The 15,902-nt window shown below is 63.7% G+C and carries 15 protein-coding genes and 3 pseudogenes; 4 read left to right on the forward strand and 14 right to left on the reverse strand.

Annotated features, from left to right (window positions below):
* Window positions 1-33: 33 nt before the first annotated feature.
* Window positions 34-2,787 carry a DUF2339 domain-containing protein gene (locus NLY33_RS26435; protein ID WP_023708432.1) on the reverse strand — a complete coding sequence of 918 codons (2,754 nt, stop codon included), beginning with the start codon at window positions 2,785-2,787 and terminating at the stop codon, window positions 34-36.
* A 247-nt stretch (window positions 2,788-3,034) separates the two neighbouring features.
* Here NLY33_RS26435 and NLY33_RS26440 point away from each other — a divergent pair, with 247 nt between their 5' ends.
* The gene (locus NLY33_RS26440) at window positions 3,035-3,499 is read left to right on the forward strand and encodes an NUDIX hydrolase (RefSeq protein ID WP_023705394.1); all 465 of its coding nucleotides are present in this window, start codon (window positions 3,035-3,037) and stop codon (window positions 3,497-3,499) included.
* A 100-nt stretch (window positions 3,500-3,599) separates the two neighbouring features.
* Here NLY33_RS26440 and recO read toward each other — a convergent pair whose 3' ends face one another.
* From recO to rpoZ, 11 genes and pseudogenes are all read right to left on the reverse strand, one after another.
* Window positions 3,600-4,391: a DNA repair protein RecO gene (gene recO / locus NLY33_RS26445; protein WP_023705395.1), complete on the reverse strand. Its 792-nt coding sequence runs from the start codon at window positions 4,389-4,391 to the stop codon at window positions 3,600-3,602.
* Window positions 4,392-4,506: 115 nt separating this feature from the next.
* Window positions 4,507-5,388: pseudogene (locus NLY33_RS26450) on the reverse strand (aminoglycoside phosphotransferase family protein); the annotation flags it as partial.
* Window positions 5,389-5,432: 44 nt separating this feature from the next.
* On the reverse strand, window positions 5,433-6,359 hold the full coding sequence (gene era / locus NLY33_RS26455) for a GTPase Era (RefSeq protein WP_023670243.1): 927 nt from the start codon (window positions 6,357-6,359) through the stop codon (window positions 5,433-5,435).
* Window positions 6,356-7,072: a ribonuclease III gene (gene rnc / locus NLY33_RS26460; protein WP_023692856.1), complete on the reverse strand. Its 717-nt coding sequence runs from the start codon at window positions 7,070-7,072 to the stop codon at window positions 6,356-6,358. Before rnc ends, era begins: the two co-directional genes overlap by 4 nt.
* Window positions 7,072-7,821: a signal peptidase I gene (lepB, locus tag NLY33_RS26465; RefSeq protein ID WP_023670241.1), complete on the reverse strand. Its 750-nt coding sequence runs from the start codon at window positions 7,819-7,821 to the stop codon at window positions 7,072-7,074. The genes rnc and lepB overlap by 1 nt, the downstream gene beginning before the upstream one ends.
* Window positions 7,822-7,911: 90 nt before the next feature.
* The gene (acpS, locus tag NLY33_RS26470) at window positions 7,912-8,325 is read right to left on the reverse strand and encodes a holo-ACP synthase (RefSeq protein ID WP_023670240.1); all 414 of its coding nucleotides are present in this window, start codon (window positions 8,323-8,325) and stop codon (window positions 7,912-7,914) included.
* Window positions 8,322-8,906 (reverse strand): DUF2062 domain-containing protein, encoded by a 585-nt coding sequence (locus tag NLY33_RS26475; RefSeq protein ID WP_023670239.1) that lies wholly within the window; start codon window positions 8,904-8,906, stop codon window positions 8,322-8,324. Before NLY33_RS26475 ends, acpS begins: the two co-directional genes overlap by 4 nt.
* Before the next feature lie 289 nt (window positions 8,907-9,195).
* Entirely contained in the window at window positions 9,196-9,576 is a 381-nt protein-coding gene (locus NLY33_RS26480) for a VOC family protein (RefSeq protein WP_023705397.1), read from the reverse strand.
* 11 nt (window positions 9,577-9,587) lie between these two features.
* Window positions 9,588-10,166 (reverse strand): orotate phosphoribosyltransferase, encoded by a 579-nt coding sequence (gene pyrE, locus NLY33_RS26485; protein WP_023705398.1) that lies wholly within the window; start codon window positions 10,164-10,166, stop codon window positions 9,588-9,590.
* Between the two features lie 145 nt (window positions 10,167-10,311).
* Window positions 10,312-12,543, reverse strand: coding sequence for a RelA/SpoT family protein (locus tag NLY33_RS26490; RefSeq protein WP_023670236.1), 2,232 nt, complete (start codon window positions 12,541-12,543; stop codon window positions 10,312-10,314).
* 127 nt (window positions 12,544-12,670) lie between these two features.
* Window positions 12,671-13,072: a DNA-directed RNA polymerase subunit omega gene (gene rpoZ / locus NLY33_RS26495; protein WP_023670235.1), complete on the reverse strand. Its 402-nt coding sequence runs from the start codon at window positions 13,070-13,072 to the stop codon at window positions 12,671-12,673.
* A gap of 330 nt (window positions 13,073-13,402) precedes the next feature.
* On the opposite strand from rpoZ, the gene NLY33_RS26500 reads away from it, so the two are divergent.
* Window positions 13,403-13,984, forward strand: coding sequence for a LabA-like NYN domain-containing protein (locus NLY33_RS26500; RefSeq protein WP_023670234.1), 582 nt, complete (start codon window positions 13,403-13,405; stop codon window positions 13,982-13,984).
* Window positions 13,981-14,646: a uracil-DNA glycosylase gene (locus NLY33_RS26505; protein WP_023705399.1), complete on the forward strand. Its 666-nt coding sequence runs from the start codon at window positions 13,981-13,983 to the stop codon at window positions 14,644-14,646. Before NLY33_RS26500 ends, NLY33_RS26505 begins: the two co-directional genes overlap by 4 nt.
* Before the next feature lie 10 nt (window positions 14,647-14,656).
* Here the strand turns inward: NLY33_RS26505 and NLY33_RS26510 are convergent.
* A pseudogene (locus NLY33_RS26510) lies at window positions 14,657-15,120 on the reverse strand (zinc-binding dehydrogenase); the annotation flags it as partial.
* A gap of 8 nt (window positions 15,121-15,128) precedes the next feature.
* On the opposite strand from NLY33_RS26510, the pseudogene NLY33_RS26515 reads away from it, so the two are divergent.
* Window positions 15,129-15,284 (forward strand): annotated as a pseudogene (locus tag NLY33_RS26515) (winged helix-turn-helix transcriptional regulator); the annotation flags it as partial.
* Between the two features lie 37 nt (window positions 15,285-15,321).
* Here NLY33_RS26515 and NLY33_RS26520 read toward each other — a convergent pair.
* On the reverse strand, window positions 15,322-15,795 hold the full coding sequence (locus NLY33_RS26520; RefSeq protein ID WP_023705402.1) for an Lrp/AsnC family transcriptional regulator: 474 nt from the start codon (window positions 15,793-15,795) through the stop codon (window positions 15,322-15,324).
* Window positions 15,796-15,902: the final 107 nt, after the last annotated feature.

Genomic DNA, 15,902 nt, shown 5'->3' on the forward strand with positions numbered 1-15,902 from the left:
TGGATATTCATATATTCCACCTCGTATATCACTTCAAGTTGCAGCGTTGGCCTCCCTCGCCGCCCGCGTCAGCAGCCGCTGGTAGAACAGGCCGATGCCGATCAGCACGGCGCCAAGACCGATGAAGGACAGCGCCCTGAGCACGCCTTCCAGTTCCGACATGTCGAACAGGAAGACTTTTACCACGGCAATCGCGATCAGCGCCGCCGAGGCAATGCGCAGCACCTGCGACTTCAGCCAGACGCCGGCGGTGAGCAGCACGACGCCGATGATCAGCCAGAGCGCCGAATAGGTGTAGGTCTCGAGCTGGCCGAGGCCGCTCCACAGGCCGATGAACTCGCCCTTGAACACGCGCCTGACCGACAGTGTGGCGTAGGCGAAGACAAGCAATGCCGCCACCACCGCCAGCATCTGCGCATACCATGGCGGCCGCTTGTCCCTGGCATAGAGCGCCAGCCCGCCGGCGGCGATGGCCGGCAACAGGTAAGCCAGGAACAAGAGGTTGAACACCGGGATCTGGCCGGTCGATTCGTCGGTGAACAGCGGATTGAGCACCAGGAAATGCTGGAGGACGATGAAGGCGACCGAGAGCACGCCGGCGGCCATCGAGCCGTAGCGCAGCACAGAGCTTGGCGAGCGCATGTCGATGGCCACCAGTATTGCGCCGGCGCCGATGGCGATCAGCGTATAGATCGCCTGTTCGGCGAGCGTCACCGGGCCGGTGTCGATGACGCCACCATGCATAGCGTGGCGCACCAGCATGGCAACGGTGAGCAGCGCGAAAAGGGCTGCACCCGCTTCCATGGCCAGGCGCGGCCGGCCATTTGTGGTGCGGGCGAGTTGCCAGGCGGCAAAGCCGAAGGCCAGCGCCGGTACGCCGTATCCCGGCAGCAGCCAGTTGAACACCGGCGTCGTCGTCAGGAACTCGGCGCCGACGATGGTTGGATCGAAGGCGACGCGGCCGAGCACGGCGACGACCGCGCCGACCGAAATCCAGCCCAGCACGGGATAAGAACGCCAACGCGTCGCCAGCGCCGGCACGATGGCGGCAACGCCGGCAAGCAACGTGGTCCAGCCGGAACCGAAGGCCATGTGCAGCATCAGGAGCCCGGCCAGAGCCGAGCCGCAAAGCGCGAAGGAGACGGCGACGTCGCCCTTGAGCGGCGGCTGTTCGGCGCGCGCAATCCATTCGCCGCCGGCGGCGAAGATGACGACCAGAAGGGCAGCTATCGCTGCGTAGACAAGGTCGCGGTCGAGATTGCCGTAGGCGAGCCACAGCGTCAGCAGAATAAGCAGCGGCGCAGCGACGCCCCATGCCGCCCAGCATGCCGCGCGGACCCGTGCTGAGGCGGCGAAGCGGCGTGCGGCCCAGAAGCCGGCGCCGATGAAAACCAGGCCGAGGGCAATGCCGATGCGCAGCGTCAACGGATTTCCGGCCGCCACCGGCATGCCGTCAAAGCCGATATTCCCCTGGGTTATGTCGGAGCCGATGGTGGTGGGCGGAATGATGCCGAGATGGATCATCACGCTCGCCACGCCGGCGGCATGCAGCAGCGGCAGCGCGCGCGGCCGGTAGAGTGCGGTGGCGACAAGGGCGACGAGGACGAAGGCGCCCGGCAAGGCGCCGCCGGCGGCGACCAGCGTCGTGTCGACGGACAGGCCCAGCGCTGAAAACGCAACGAAAACGCCTGGCACGATCGAGGGCCAGTCGAAGCCGGTCTTCGCCGTCTCCGCTTCGCTGTCACGTGTGCCCAGCCACACAAAGGCAAGCACCGCCAGCGTCACCGCGTCGATGAACAGGATGACGGCAAGGTCGGCGACGAGCGTGCTCATCATGTAGGCGATGGTCCAGGCGCCGGTGCCGAAGAAGGCGGCCGCAATCAGGAATTTCCAGTCGCGAATGCGGGCGATCACGGCTGTGGCGGCAAGCACGATCGCCAGGTAGACGAACAGCGCCCATGGGTTGGGCGCCTGCGAGGACACAAGCGCCGGCGTCGCCATCGAGCCGACAAGGCCGATGCCGGCCAGGGCCTGACCGTGGACGAGAGCGGCGACAATGGTCGCTACGCCGATGGCGCCGAGCACGGTGAAGGCGAAGGCCGGGCCGAGGAAACCGTAAATGGCGTGCGCGGCATAGACCGTACCGAACAGGATGAAGGCGCCGGCAGCCGTCAGGATCGCCGGAATATAGGCGCCTGCAGCCCCTTGCACCGGCACCTTGAAGCCGGTGCGGCGGATGAACTCGCCGCCGCCGATCAGCACCACGCCGAGCAGCGCCGCCAGGGACAGCCGCACTTCGGGGCCGAAAATGCCGGCCTCGATGGTGTAGCGGATCAGGAACAGGCCGCCCAAAGCCAATGCGACGCCGCCGACCCAGACCGCCCAACGGGTGCCGAGCGCGGTTTCGACCTCGGACTGGCGGGCTGCCTTCGCCGTGGCGGCAGGCGCGGATCCGGTGAATGCCGCCTTGGCCGCGGCTGACAGTTCTGGCACGGCCTCGCTGGTGGCCGCATCGGCTTCGGCGGCCGGTGCCTGGGCATGTGCCGCGTCGGCTGTTGTTGGCGAAGCTACGTCGGCAACTGGTGCGCTAGCGTGAGCGGCATCCGCCGGTGCGCTTGCAGCCTGCTCGACCGGTTTGGCAAGGGGCGGTGTCGCATGCACTCCGGACAGAACCAGGCTGCGCAGCGCTCCGAGTTCGCGCTCGATCAGACTGACGCGGCCCTGCTGGCGCAAGACGAGGACAAAAAGCACGATAACGACGACGGCGCCAATCAGGCTTTCAAACATGGCGGTTCCCCCAAACCAGGCCAGTTTTCACTGACGATTGCGGCGGCCACACGGCCACCCCAGACGGCTATTCAAGTCACGCCACCGCAATGGTGGCCGAAAAGAAGTTATCGAGCATGTTTCGTCGGCAAATTCCAGCGGCCTACGGTCTTTATCCTCACCCATCATCTGAGATAGCCAGGAATGGCATGCCGCCGCCACTTGCCCAGGAGCCATGCTATCCTCGGATGAACTACGAGGAAATCGAATGCCGAAACGAAGTGCAGGGCTGCTGATCCACCGGACAAGGGCCGGCATTCTCGAATTTCTGCTCGTCCATCCCGGCGGCCCGTTCTGGGCAAGGAAGGATGAAGGCGCTTGGTCGATCCCCAAGGGCCTCGTCGAGGACAATGAAGATGAGTTGGCCGCCGCCCGGCGCGAGGCTGGGGAAGAACTCGGAGTCAGCATCGATGGCGATTTCGAACCTGTCGGCAGCTATCGGCAAGCCGGCGGCAAGATCGTCATCGCCTGGAGCGTCAAAGCCGATTTCGATGCCGATGCCGTTAAAAGCAACATGTTCACGATGGAATGGCCGCCCAGGTCAGGCGTGACGAGGGAATTTCCCGAAATCGACAGGGCCGGCTGGTTTTCCTTCGCCGAGGCCAGCCTCAAGATCCTCGGCGGTCAGCGCGCCATCCTCGATGATTTCATGGAGCATCGCAAAGCCGGCTGAGGCTCTTGCCCTATGAGTACCCCCACCCTAACCCTCCCCACAAGGGGGAGGGAATGCTGCCGCATGCAGCTTTTGCTGTGAACCTGGACGGTTGCGGAGGTCAGCACCCACCGAGTCTCCCTCCCCCTTCTGGCGCAGCGTCTGCCGTAAGGGCGGCCTTGCCGCCCGAATGATGCTTGCGCAAGGCGGCGAGGAAGCCGGCACGGGCATCGGGCTGTTCGATGCCGCGCGGCTCGTAGACATGGCGGGTGAAAAAGAAACCGGTCAGATGGAAGGCGTCCTCGAGTGCCGCGTGGTCCGCCCGCAAGCCGGAGCTGCGCTGCAGGAAGGCCGGCAGCGCCAGCATCTTGTCGCGCCACGGCGCACCGGCGGCTCGCGACACGGCACGGCCGGATTTCGGCGAGACATAGGCCAGATCCTGCCTGGCGCCGGTCGCCGCGCACTGGCTGAGATCGAGGCCGAAGCCGAGTTCGTCGAGGATGAGCAGTTCGAAGCGCGCCACCAGTTCCCCGGCGGCATCCGAATCGTCCAGATGGGCGATCATCACGGCAAGCGTCTCATACAGGCCGCCATGGGCGTCGCGCTCCGGCAGGAGCCTGAGATGCGCGGCCATGGTCTGCAGGCCGTAGACGGCGACTGCGCTGTCCATCAACCGGGCGGCATTCATCTCGATCGCCTCGGCCTGGAAGGTGCCGAGATGCTCGTCGAGGCGTGCCCGCCACAAAAGGTCGACGCGGTTGCCGGGCTGCAGCACCGGCTGCTGCTTGCGCGAGCGCCCGCCGCGCACCAGGCCGAGATGGCGGCCATGCGCACGCGTCATTACCTCGAGAATGGCGCTGGTTTCGCCATGCTTGCGGGTGCCGAGTATGATTCCCTCGTCGCGCCATTCCATGGCAGGAGCTTGTCACCGGTTGCGTGGCGAAATCAAGATTTTGGCGCGCCGCGTGCGATCTGTGCTGACATTGGATCCCCGCACATCGTCGAAAGGCTCTGATCACGCGAATTCCCCGGTGATCGGCCAGGACGTCGTCGATGACGCAGCGCGATCGCTCGGCTTCGACTTGGTTGGCGTCGTGTCCGGCAACGGTGATCAGCGCCTTCCACAGCGTCCAGCCGCGGCCGCGCGCCCAGGTCGCTTCATCGACGTCGATGGCGGCACGGAACGCCTCCCGGCTGTCGCCCTGGAAGAACGTCCAGGCGATCGCCAGGTCGCAAGAGGGATCGCCGATCCCGGAGGTGCCGAAGTCGATGACGGCGCTCAGGCGGCCGTTTTGGACCAGAAGGTTGCCCCAGGCGACGTCTCCGTGGAACCAGACGGGCGACCCTTGCCAGGTGGCGGCAAGGGCCGCATACCAGACAGCGGTGGCCGCCTGGGTGTCGATCTGCCCCTCCAGCGCCTGGAGTGCTTCCCTTGTCTGGTTGTCATACACGCTCAGCGATCCGCCGCGGAAGAAATTGTGCTGGCCCGCGGGCGGCCCGCCCGCCGGATCGATCCGCCGGAGCGCAATGAGGAACTTGGCCAGATCGACCGCGAACTGTCGGCGATCGGCGATTTCGGCGGTCTTGGCTGTTTCGCCGTCGATCCAGCGGTAGACGGACCATTGCCAGGGGTAGTCCTCCCCAGGCTCGCCCATCGCCAGTGGAACCGGGATCGGCAGCGGCAGAAGCGGCGCCAGCCTGGGCAGCCAGCGGTGCTCTTTTTCGACCTGCAAGGCATATGGTGCGGCACTCGGCAGCCGCACAGTCATATCATTGCCGAGGTGGAAGGTTCGGTTGTCCCAGCCGCCAAACGCCACCGGCCTCACCGGCAGATGCCGCCATTGCGGAAATTGCGCGGCGATCAACCGGCGCACGAGATCGGTATCGATGGTCGGTTTTGGATCAGGCATGTCATCGTCTCAAACTGCCGGGCGGCATTTCTAGACGATGAAGCTCAATGGGGAAACTCAAGCCCCATCTCGCGGTAGCGCTCGGGGTCGTCGCCCCAGTTTTCACGCACTTTGACAAACAAGAACAGGTGCACTTTCTGCTCGAGAATGCCGGCTATTTCCATGCGCGCCGACTGGCCGATGGCACGGATCGTCTCGCCCTTGTGGCCGAGCACGATCTTCTTCTGGCTGTCGCGCTCGACATAGATGGTCTGGTCGATGCGTACCGAGCCATCCGGTTTCTCTTCCCATTTCTCGGTCTCGATATGCGAGGAATAGGGCAACTCCTGATGCAGCCGCAGATACAGTTTCTCGCGGGTGATCTCGGCCGCCAGCTGGCGCATCGGCAGGTCCGAGATCTGGTCTTCCGGATAGTACCAGGGGCCGACCGGCAGCGCTTGCGCGAGATAGTCGAGCAAATCCTTGCAGCCGGAGCCGGTCAGCGCCGAGACCATGAAGGTGCGCTTGAACGGCACCTTTTCGTTTGCTGCCGCGGCCAGGGCCAGCAGCGCCTCGTGCTTGACCCGGTCGACCTTGTTGAGGATCAGCACCATCGGCTGGCGGACGTCCTTCAGCCGCTCGAGGATGGCGTCGGCGTCGCCCCTGATGCCGCGCTCGGCATCGATCAGCAGCAGCACGATATCGGCGTCCTTGGCGCCACCCCAGGCGGTGGTCACCATCGCGGTGTCGAGCCGGCGCTTCGGCTTGAATATGCCGGGCGTGTCGACAAAGACGATCTGCGCGTTGTCATGCGTGGCGATGCCGCGCACGATGGCGCGGGTGGTCTGCACCTTGTGGGTGACGATCGACACCTTGGCGCCGACCAGCTGGTTGACCAGCGTCGACTTGCCGGCATTGGGCGCCCCGATCAGGGCAACGAAACCGGAATGCGTGGCCTCCGCTGCCGGAGGGAGATCTTCGCTGCCGGTCATGCCGCACTCCCTTGGTTGGCCCAGATGCCTTCGCGCATAAGAAACGCCGATGCCGCCGCTTCTTCGGCTGCGCGGCGAGAGCCGCCCGTGCCGCTTGCCGGCGCAAAACCGCCGACCTTCACGGACACCGTGAAAACCGGTTGATGTTCAGGTCCCTCGCGTTTCTCGATCGCGTATTCGGGCCTGACATCGCTGGTCTTGGCGATCCATTCCTGCAGGTCGGATTTCGGATTGGGCGGCTTGGCCACCACCTTTTGCGAGCGCGGCTCCCAGTAACGCAGGACGAATTGCCTTGCGGCATCGAGGCCGCCATCGATATAGACCGCCGCGATCAGCGCCTCGACCGCATCCGCCAGATAGTTTCCGCCCGAGCCGCGCGAGCGCGCCTTCAAGGCAGCGTCGGCCCGAACAAGATCTTCGAGCTGCATTTCAATGCCGATCTCGGAGCATGTCCGCGCATCGACCAGGGCATTGAAGCGCGGGGCGATTTCACCTTCCGGCGCCTCAGGAAACTTTTCGAAAAGCAGGTCGGCAACGATCAGGCCGAGCACGCGGTCGCCAAGGAATTCGAGGCGCTGGTTGTTGCTGCTTGCCTTGACCGCACTGGAATGGGTCAGCGCGGTCTCGAGCAAACGGACATCCCGGAAGGAATGGCCGGTTTTGGCTGTCACCAAATCGGCCAGAGTTTCACCCGTCGGGCGCTTCAAAGCCATCAATTCACGAAATGGAACAGGCGCGACAGGCGCACCAGCGACGGCCATTTCCAGATCTCGAGCGGGCTCGCCTTCCCGGCGATCGAGAAGAAGACGATGTTGGCGCGGCCGACAAGGTTCTCCGCCGGCACGTAGCCGACGCTGAGGCGGCTGTCGGAGGAATTGTCGCGGTTGTCGCCCATCATGAAATAGTTGCCGGGGGGCACGACGAACTCGCGGGTGTTGTCGGTGATCGAATTCGGTGTCAGGTCGAGCGTGTCGTAGCTGACGCCGTTGGGCAGGGTCTCGCGATAGACGTCGACCGGCTCAGGCACTTCCGTGATATCAGGATTTTGGATCTGGCCGGTTTTCACACGAGGCACGCCCTGGCCGTTGATGAACAATTGGCCGTCCTTCATCTGGATCTTGTCCCCCGGCAGGCCGACGACGCGCTTGATGTAGTCGAGCGACGGATCCGGCGGGAACTTGAAGACCACCACGTCGCCGCGCTTCGGATCGGAACCCCAGATGCGGCCGGAAAAGATGTCGGGGCCGAATGGCAGCGAATAACGCGAGAAGCCGTAGGACCATTTGGTGACGAACAGATAGTCGCCTTCGAGCAAGGTCGGCCGCATAGAGCCGGACGGGATCGAGAAGGGCTGGAACAGCAACGTGCGGATGACCATGGCCAGCAGCAAAGCCTGGATGATGACGCTGACGATTTCGCCAAGCCCGCCGGATTTCTTCTCGGATTTTTCAGCCACGCTCATGTCGTCCTCGATTGTGCGTTGGATGGTATAGAGTCTCGGCGCGCGCTGGGCAACGTCAAGTCGGCGTTAGATGGCGGTCGTCTGATGCAATCAATGTGGCGCTTGTTCGGCGGGCAACGCCTCGATGATCACAAAGGCTTGAGCAAGCGGGAAATCATCGGTGATTGTGAGGTGGATCGCCGCTCTGTGCCCCTGTGGCAGGATTTTGGCCAGCCGTGCCGCCGCTCCCCCGGTCAGCGCCATCGTCGGCGCGCCGCTGGGCAGGTTGGCGACCCCCATGTCGCGCCAGAACACGCCCTGCGCCAGGCCGGTGCCAAGCGCCTTGGCGCAGGCCTCCTTGGCGGCGAAGCGCTTGGCATAGGAGGCGGCGCGGCCCTTGCGGCCTTCGGAGCGGACCTGTTCGACCTCGGTGTAGATGCGCTGGATGAAGCGCTGACCATGCCGTTCCAGCGACTTTTCGATGCGTCTGATGTCGATCAGGTCGCTGCCGATGCCGATGATCATTCCGCCGGAACTTCCCGTCCGCGGTGCCCGGCCTTATGCGCCCGCTCTGCCATGCGCTTCCTGCGCTGCTCGCGAAAGGCTGTCATCCCCCAGCGGGTAATGCCGTAGAAGATCAGCCCGAAGATCAGGCCGAGCGGCACAGCGCCGATCAGCATCGGCTCGAGCACCGGGTGCCACAGCTTTGCAAACGACAGCGTGTGCATCATCTCACCAAGATGCGCAGGCGGTCCGTTCTTGGGCAGGCGCTCATGCAGGATCAGCTTGCCGACTTCCCAGGACGCTCCCCACAGCAGCGGGAAAGTCAGCGGATTGCCGAAGAATACCGCGCCGAGGGCGGCGGCCACCAGATTGCCGGCGACCACCCAGCAGAGCACGGCGGCGACGGCGAAATGGAAGCCGAGCGGAAAGAAGGAGGCGAAAACGCCGGCCGCGACGCCGGCCGCGACCGCATGCGGTGTCGCCTTCAGCCGCAGGATGCGCTTGGAGAAATATTGCAACGAGCGCGAAAACGAGCGGCGCGGCCACAGATAGGTACGCACCCGCTCCAGAATGCCATCAGGCTTTCGGCGTCGAAAAAGCACTCTGTTCCAGTTCCCGGTTCATCACGCCCAAATTGCAACCATCCCTGGCCGGGCGCGGTCGCTCCATCTTGCGCTTCGAGGGCGCAGAAAGGCAACAACGACTTTGATATAGCGACTGCCTTGCGGCGGAACAATGAAACGCCGCCGCGATGGTCTGCCGCAGGCGGGTAACGATGGTCTGCCGCAGGCGGGTAACAAGAGCGCCATTGGGGCGAAACTGAGGACAATATCGATGAAAGCTCCCTGACGACGGCAATGTCCGCGCGAAGACGACGCCGAGGCGGATAGACTATTCCCGATATTCGCTGACTTCGACCAAATTGCTGTCCGGATCGCGGAAATAGACCGACATCATCTTACCGCGGGCGCCGGTGCGCTCGACCGGGCCGACTTCGATGGCAACGCCGTTGGCTTCCAGACTGGCGCAAATCTCGGCAAGCGGCCTTGCGGCGATCAGGCAGAAATCGCCGGACCCAGGCATCGGCGTCTTGGCTTTCGGTTCAAAAGTGTGCGTTGCCTGATGCAGATTGATCTTCTGCGATCCGAACAGCAACGCCGTCGGCCGGTTCGGCTCGTCGAGGCGCTTGAGGCCAAGCACCCGCTGGTAGAAGGCGCAGCTGTCCTCCAGCGAGCGGACCGTCAGCACGAAATGATCGATGCCGGCGATCATGGTGATGTCCCCTAAATGTTGCGGCTACCCGGCTTGATCGCCGGGATGGCGGCAAGTTCCGGCGGCAGGCGGTCGGCGGGATAGGCCGGCACCTCATATTCGGCAAGCGCGATCAGCGGCACGCCGACATTGGTCTTGCCGGCCGAGCGGTCGATGATGCAGGCCGCCGCCACGACCTCGGCGCCAATAGCGCGCAGGCAGTCGATGGTTTCGCGGATCGAAAGACCAGTGGTGACGATGTCCTCGACGATGACGACGCGCGAGCCGGCAGCGATCTCAAAGCGGCGCAGCCTGAACTCGCCGCCTTCGCGCTCCACCCAGATTGCAGGCACACCGAGATGGCGCGACGTCTCATAGGCCGGGATCAGGCCGCCGATCGCCGGGCCGACGACGTAGTCGATCTTGCTCGGCACCGCCTTGCGGATCTTTTCGGCCAGCGCCTTGCAAAGCCGCTCGGTCTTGTCGGCATGCATGAAGACGCGCGCCTTCTGCAGGAAGACCGGGCTGCGCAGACCCGACGTCAGGATGAAATGTCCCTCCAGAACAGCGCCCGCCTCGCGGAAAATGCCCAGCACCTCGTCGGTATTCATAACTCGCCCCATGTCCATGGTGAATGGTGAAATGGTGAAATGGTGAATGGTGAATGGTGAATGGTGAATGGTGAATGGTAGTGAGAGCGCCTTCTTTCACTATTCACTATTCACTATTCACTATTCACTATTCACTATTCACTATTCACCCATTCACACGCCGCGCATCGCTGACGCTCGAATTATCCTTGAGCTGCGACAGCAGCCGGTTGAGGTGCTTCAGATCCCAGACTTCGAGATCGATCAGCATTTCGGTGAAGTCGGGCGCGGTGCGCACCATCGACAGCGTATGAATGTTGGCGTCGTTGGAGGCAACGACCTGGGCGATATCGGCGAGCGAGCCCGGCGCGTTGATGGCGGTGACCGAGACGCGCGCCGGAAAGCGCTCCTTGGTCTGCTCGTCAATGTCCCAGCGCACGTCGATCCAGCGCTCCGGCTGGTCGTCGAAGGCCTGCAGCGCCGGCGACTGGATGGGATAGATGGTGATGCCGGTGCCCGGCTGGACAATGCCGACGATGCGGTCGCCTGGCACGGCCCCTTCCGGCGCGAAACGCACCGGCAGGTCGCCGCGCACGCCGCGGATCGGCACCGCGCCATCGCGCGGCTGGTCCTTGTCCTTGCGCGCGGCTCGTGTGCCGGGCATCTGGAACAGCATGCCGGCGGCGTTGCGGATCTTCGACCAGCCCTCCTCGCGCTGCTTGGGGGCGCTGACGGTGACGCGCTCGTCCTTGTAGTCTGGGAAGACCGCCTTCATGACGTCGGTCGAGGCAAGTTCGCCGCGCCCGACCGAGGCCAGCACATCCTCGATGTCCTTGCGCGCCAGCCGGTGCAGCACCGGCTTCAGGCTTTCCTTGGTGAAGGTCTTGCCGGCGCGTTCGAAGGCGCGCTCGAGAATGCGGGCACCAAGACCTGAATATTGCTTGCGAATGGCGTTCTTGGTGGCGCGGCGGATGGCTGAGCGCGCCTTGCCGGTGACCACCACCGACTCCCAGGCCGCCGGCGGCACTTGCGCCTTGGAGCGGATGATCTCGACCTCGTCGCCGTTCTTCAGTTCCGTCATTAGCGGCATGATGCGGCCGTTGACCTTGGCACCGACGCAGGTGTCGCCGACATCGGTGTGCACGGCATAGGCGAAGTCGATGGGCGTGGCGCCGCGCGGCAGCGCAATCAGCATGCCTTTCGGCGTGAAGCAGAATACCTGGTCCTGGAACAGCTCCAGCTTGGTATTTTCGAGGAAGTCTTCCGGGTTGTCGCCTTCTGCCAGTTGCTCGATGGTGCGCCGCAGCCAGGCATAGGCGTTGGTCTCCTTCGAGATCGCATGGGCGGCGCCGTTCGTCTTGCCGCCGGTGTCCTTGTAGATCGAATGGGCGGCGACGCCATATTCGGCGATCTTGTTCATCTCGCGGGTGCGGATCTGCAGTTCGACGCGCTGGCGCGACGGGCCGACAATGGTGGTGTGGATCGAACGGTAGTCGTTCTGCTTGGGCGTAGAAATGTAATCCTTGAAGCGGCCAGGCACCATCGACCATGTGGTGTGGATGGCGCCGAGCGCGCGGTAACAGTCTTCGACGCTGTCGACGACGACGCGGAAGCCGAAAATGTCCGAGAGCTGCTCGAAGGACAGCGCCTTGGCCTCCATCTTGCGGAACACCGACCACGGCTTCTTCTGCCGGCTCTTCACCCCGGCATTGATGGCATGCTTCTCGAACAGCGCCGACAGCGCCTTTTCGATGTCGGTCAGCACACCCTTGTTGCGCTCGAATATCTCGGCAAGCCGCGCGGTGACGGCGCGGTAGGCTTCCGGATTGATGAAGCGGAAGGCGATCTCTTCCAGTTCCTCGCGCATGCCTTGCATGCCCATGCGCCCGGCCAGCGGCGCGTAGATGTCCATCGTCTCCTCGGCGATGCGCAGGCGCTTGGCCTCGGGCATGTGGTCGAGGGTGCGCATGTTGTGCAAACGGTCGGCGAGCTTGACCAGCAGAACGCGGACATCCTCCGAGATGGCCAGCAACAGCTTGCGCAGGTTTTCCGCCTGCTCGGCCTTCTTGGAGACGAGATCGAGCTTCTTCAGCTTGGTCAGGCCTTCGACCAGCTTGCCCATTTCGGGGCCGAACAGATCGTCGATCTCGGCCCGCGTCGCGGTGGTGTCCTCGATCGTGTCATGCAGCAAGGCGACGGCGATCGTCGCCTCGTCCATGTGCATTTCGGTGAGGATGGCGGCGACTTCGAGCGGATGCGAGAAATAGGGATCGCCGGAAGCGCGCTTCTGGTGGCCATGCTTCTGCATGGCGTAGACATAGGCCTTGTTGAGCAGCGCCTCGTTGACGTCAGGCTTGTAGCGCGCGACGCGCTCGACAAGCTCATACTGACGCATCATGGGCGGGTTCTCACGGTGCTGAAATGATTGATGCGCCGCACTGATGTACGGCGCATCTCATAGATAGCCACGAAACTCACGGGACGGAAGTGCCGGAACCATATTCCCGGCAGGTCCAGGGCAGCGATTAGTAGTCGTCGCTCTTTTCCGGGGGAACCAGGCCCTCGATGCCGGCCAAAAGGTCTTCCTCGGTCATGCGATCGAAGGTGACGTTTTCTTCGGCGTCGTCGGCATCGGTAGCTGCAACTGCGTTGCCGGTCTGGTCGGCGATCGCCTCGCCGTCGGCCTCGGGCTCGTCGACCTCGACATGCTTCTGCAGCGAGTGGATCAGATCTTCCTTGAGGTCGTCGGGCGACAGCGTCTCGTCGGCGATCTCGCGCAGCGCTACGACCGGGTTCTTGTCGTTGTCGCGGGGCACGGTGATCGGCGCGCCCTGGCTGATCTGGCGGGCACGGTGGCCGGCGAGCAGCACGAGCTCGAAGCGGTTGTCGACCTTGTCGATGCAGTCTTCAACGGTTACGCGGGCCATTGATTGCCCCTTTCATGCCTGGATTTGATGGAAAACAGGCGCGGTCCATAACCCGAACGCCGCCAAAATACAAGCATTATGGCGCCGTGGCCCCATCGGCTGGCGAATGCCAGTCTCTGGCGCCGGTGAATGCCTTGCCGGCAAAGCCCGCCTACCGGCGACGACACGGCTCCGATCACAATTGCTTGCAGTGCGCCCCGGCACCCTTGGATTGCCGCAAAACTGGCGCTATCTCGGTTGACGATAGGTCAGCCGGTTTATTTACGAGCCGAGCGATATAACGACCCATTTCGATTAGTCCGCCACCTATTTCGAAAAAGGAATATTGCCATGTTCGACCCCCGTGAAAAAATCGCTCTATTCATAGACGGCGCCAATCTCTACGCCACCTCGCGCGCACTCGGCTTCGACATAGACTACCGCAAACTGCTGTCCAGCTTCCAGAAGCGCGGCTATCTGCTGCGGGCCTATTACTACACCGCTCTGGTCGAGGATCAGGAATACTCTTCGATCCGTCCCTTGATCGACTGGCTCGACTACAATGGCTTCAAGGTGGTGACCAAGCCGGCCAAGGAGTTCACCGACTCGACCGGCCGCCGCAAGATCAAGGGCAATATGGACATCGAACTGACCGTCGATGCGCTCGAACTTGCCGATGTCGTCGACCACTATGTCATCTTCTCCGGCGACGGCGATTTCCGCACACTGGTCGAAGCGCTGCAGCGGCGCGGCCGCAAGGTCTCGATCGTCTCGACCATGGCCTCGCAACCGCCGATGATCTCGGACGATCTGCGCCGCCAGGCCGACCATTTCATCGATTTGACCTCGCTGAAGAACGAGGTCGGCCGCGATCCCTCCGAACGGCCGGTGCGCAGGCCCGAGCCGGCCGAAGTCGAAGAGGAAGACTATTGACGGCGGCGGCCTTGGAGGCCGCTCCCGAACCCGACCGCGACTGCCCCCTCTGCCCACGCCTGCATGATTTCATCTCAGACTGGCGACGGCGCGAGCCGTCGTGGTTCAACGCGCCGGTGCCGACCTTCCTGCCGCCTGATGGCGAGGACGCCGTCGAGCTGCTGATCGTCGGGCTGGCGCCCGGCCTGCGCGGCGCCAACCGCACCGGGCGACCGTTCACCGGCGACTATGCCGGCGACCTGCTCTACTCAACGATGATCGCTCACGGTCTTGCCCGCGGCGAGTTCAAGGCGCGGCCGGATGACGGGCTCGAACTGATCGGCACCGCGATCACCAATGCGGTGCGCTGCGTGCCGCCGGAGAACAAGCCGGTCGGCGCCGAGATCTCCACTTGCCGCAGCTTTCTGGTGCCGACGATCGCGCGCTTTCCAAAATTGCGCGCCGTGCTGGCGCTGGGCTCGATCGCCCACCAGTCGACCGTCAGGGCGCTCGGTCAGCGCGTCGCTGCCTATCCGTTCAAGCACGGCGGTCGGTTGCCGGCCGGCGGCGTCACGCTGTTTTCCAGCTATCATTGCTCGCGCTACAACACCAACACTGGGGTGCTGACCGAAGCGATGTTCGTCAAGGTATTCAGCGAGATCGCGTCGTTCCTGCGGAACTAGACGCTGCCTCTCAAAATCCCTCGAGCACGATCTTGCCCTTGGCCTTGCCGGTCTCGATCAGCGCATGGGCGCGCTTCAGATTGGCGGCATTGATTGGGCCGAACGTCTCGCCCAGCCTGGTGGGGATGGTGCCGGCGTCGACAAGGCGCGCCAGTTCGTTGAGATGTTCGCCCTGCGCGGCCATATCGGGCGTTTCATACAGCGAGCGGGTGAACATCGGCTCCCAGTGGACCGAAACGCTCTTGCGACCCAGTCGCGGGTTTCGGGCCGCGATGCGGTGGCGATCACCGTCAGATCGGTCAGCTGGCGCGCGAGCTGGACCGCGATCGACCCGACGCCGCCGGCGCCGCCGACGATCAGGATGGTGTTCGCGGCGCCGATGACTAGCTTCTTCACATCGAGGCGGTCGAACAGCGCCTCAAAGGCGGTGATCGCCGTCGTCGGGAGTGCTGCCGCCTGCGCATAGCCGAGCGAGCCAGACTGGGCTCATCGCCCGCAAGGTCTATGCGCAGATGCCGCCGAAGGTCGAGTACAGCCCGACGCCTCGTGGCCGAAGCCTGGAGCCCGTGATCACCGTGCTGAAGGTCTGGGGCGATGCGAATGTGACGCTGGCGCCGGAGGTTTCCCAGGCCGCTTGAAGCCGAGGCGTGGCAACCGCTTGCGTTGGTCCGGCCCTCACACCGGCAGCAGCGCGTCCGGCTTCACGTCCGATATCGACGCATAGGTGTGCGTTTCCCTGACACCCGGCAGCGGCAGGATCACGCGCTTCAAAAAATCCTGATAGGCGGCCATTTCCGAAATGCGCGCTTTCACCAGATAGTCGAAGCCGCCCACGACCATATGGCACTCCAGCACTTCGGGGGCCTTTGCTACCGCTTCGGCGAAACGGTCGAACACATGCGGCGCCGCCTGGTCGAGCCTGACTTCGATGAAGACGAGCGTGCCGCGGCCGATCTTTTGCGGATTGAGCACGGCCCGGACCGCGGTGATGAAACCCTCACGGAAAAGGCGCTTCACGCGCTGGCTGGTGCCGGTCGGCGACAGGCCGACACGGGCTGCTAGGTCAAGCGTCGTGCGACGCCCGTCCTCCTGCAGCAACCGAAGCAGGCTGCGATCGATGGCGTCGAGCTGATCGGATTCATGATTCACGTTTGCAGCGCCCATATCGCGTGACTTTCACTTCCACATTGCGAAAACAGCATATTTTGACGCACCATTTTCGACAATAGGCTGCGTTTTCAACGAAAGCCGTCTGG

This window comes from Mesorhizobium sp. C432A, assembly GCF_030323145.1.
GTDB lineage: Bacteria > Pseudomonadota > Alphaproteobacteria > Rhizobiales > Rhizobiaceae > Mesorhizobium.

Excerpts from the sequence above, each read along its gene's own strand:
- pyrE (WP_023705398.1), bottom strand. The coding sequence starts at position 10,166 with ATGAATACCGACGAGGTGCTGGGCATTTTCCGCGAGGCGGGCGCTGTT.
- NLY33_RS26490 (WP_023670236.1), bottom strand. The coding sequence starts at position 12,543 with ATGATGCGTCAGTATGAGCTTGTCGAGCGCGTCGCGCGCTACAAGCCT.
- NLY33_RS26435 (WP_023708432.1), bottom strand. The coding sequence starts at position 2,787 with ATGTTTGAAAGCCTGATTGGCGCCGTCGTCGTTATCGTGCTTTTTGTC.
- NLY33_RS26440 (WP_023705394.1), top strand. The coding sequence starts at position 3,035 with ATGCCGAAACGAAGTGCAGGGCTGCTGATCCACCGGACAAGGGCCGGC.
- recO (WP_023705395.1), bottom strand. The coding sequence starts at position 4,391 with ATGGAATGGCGCGACGAGGGAATCATACTCGGCACCCGCAAGCATGGC.
- rpoZ (WP_023670235.1), bottom strand. The coding sequence starts at position 13,072 with ATGGCCCGCGTAACCGTTGAAGACTGCATCGACAAGGTCGACAACCGC.
- era (WP_023670243.1), bottom strand. The coding sequence starts at position 6,359 with ATGACCGGCAGCGAAGATCTCCCTCCGGCAGCGGAGGCCACGCATTCC.
- rnc (WP_023692856.1), bottom strand. The coding sequence starts at position 7,072 with ATGGCTTTGAAGCGCCCGACGGGTGAAACTCTGGCCGATTTGGTGACA.
- acpS (WP_023670240.1), bottom strand. The coding sequence starts at position 8,325 with ATGATCATCGGCATCGGCAGCGACCTGATCGACATCAGACGCATCGAA.
- NLY33_RS26500 (WP_023670234.1), top strand. The coding sequence starts at position 13,403 with ATGTTCGACCCCCGTGAAAAAATCGCTCTATTCATAGACGGCGCCAAT.
- lepB (WP_023670241.1), bottom strand. The coding sequence starts at position 7,821 with ATGAGCGTGGCTGAAAAATCCGAGAAGAAATCCGGCGGGCTTGGCGAA.
- NLY33_RS26480 (WP_023705397.1), bottom strand. The coding sequence starts at position 9,576 with ATGATCGCCGGCATCGATCATTTCGTGCTGACGGTCCGCTCGCTGGAG.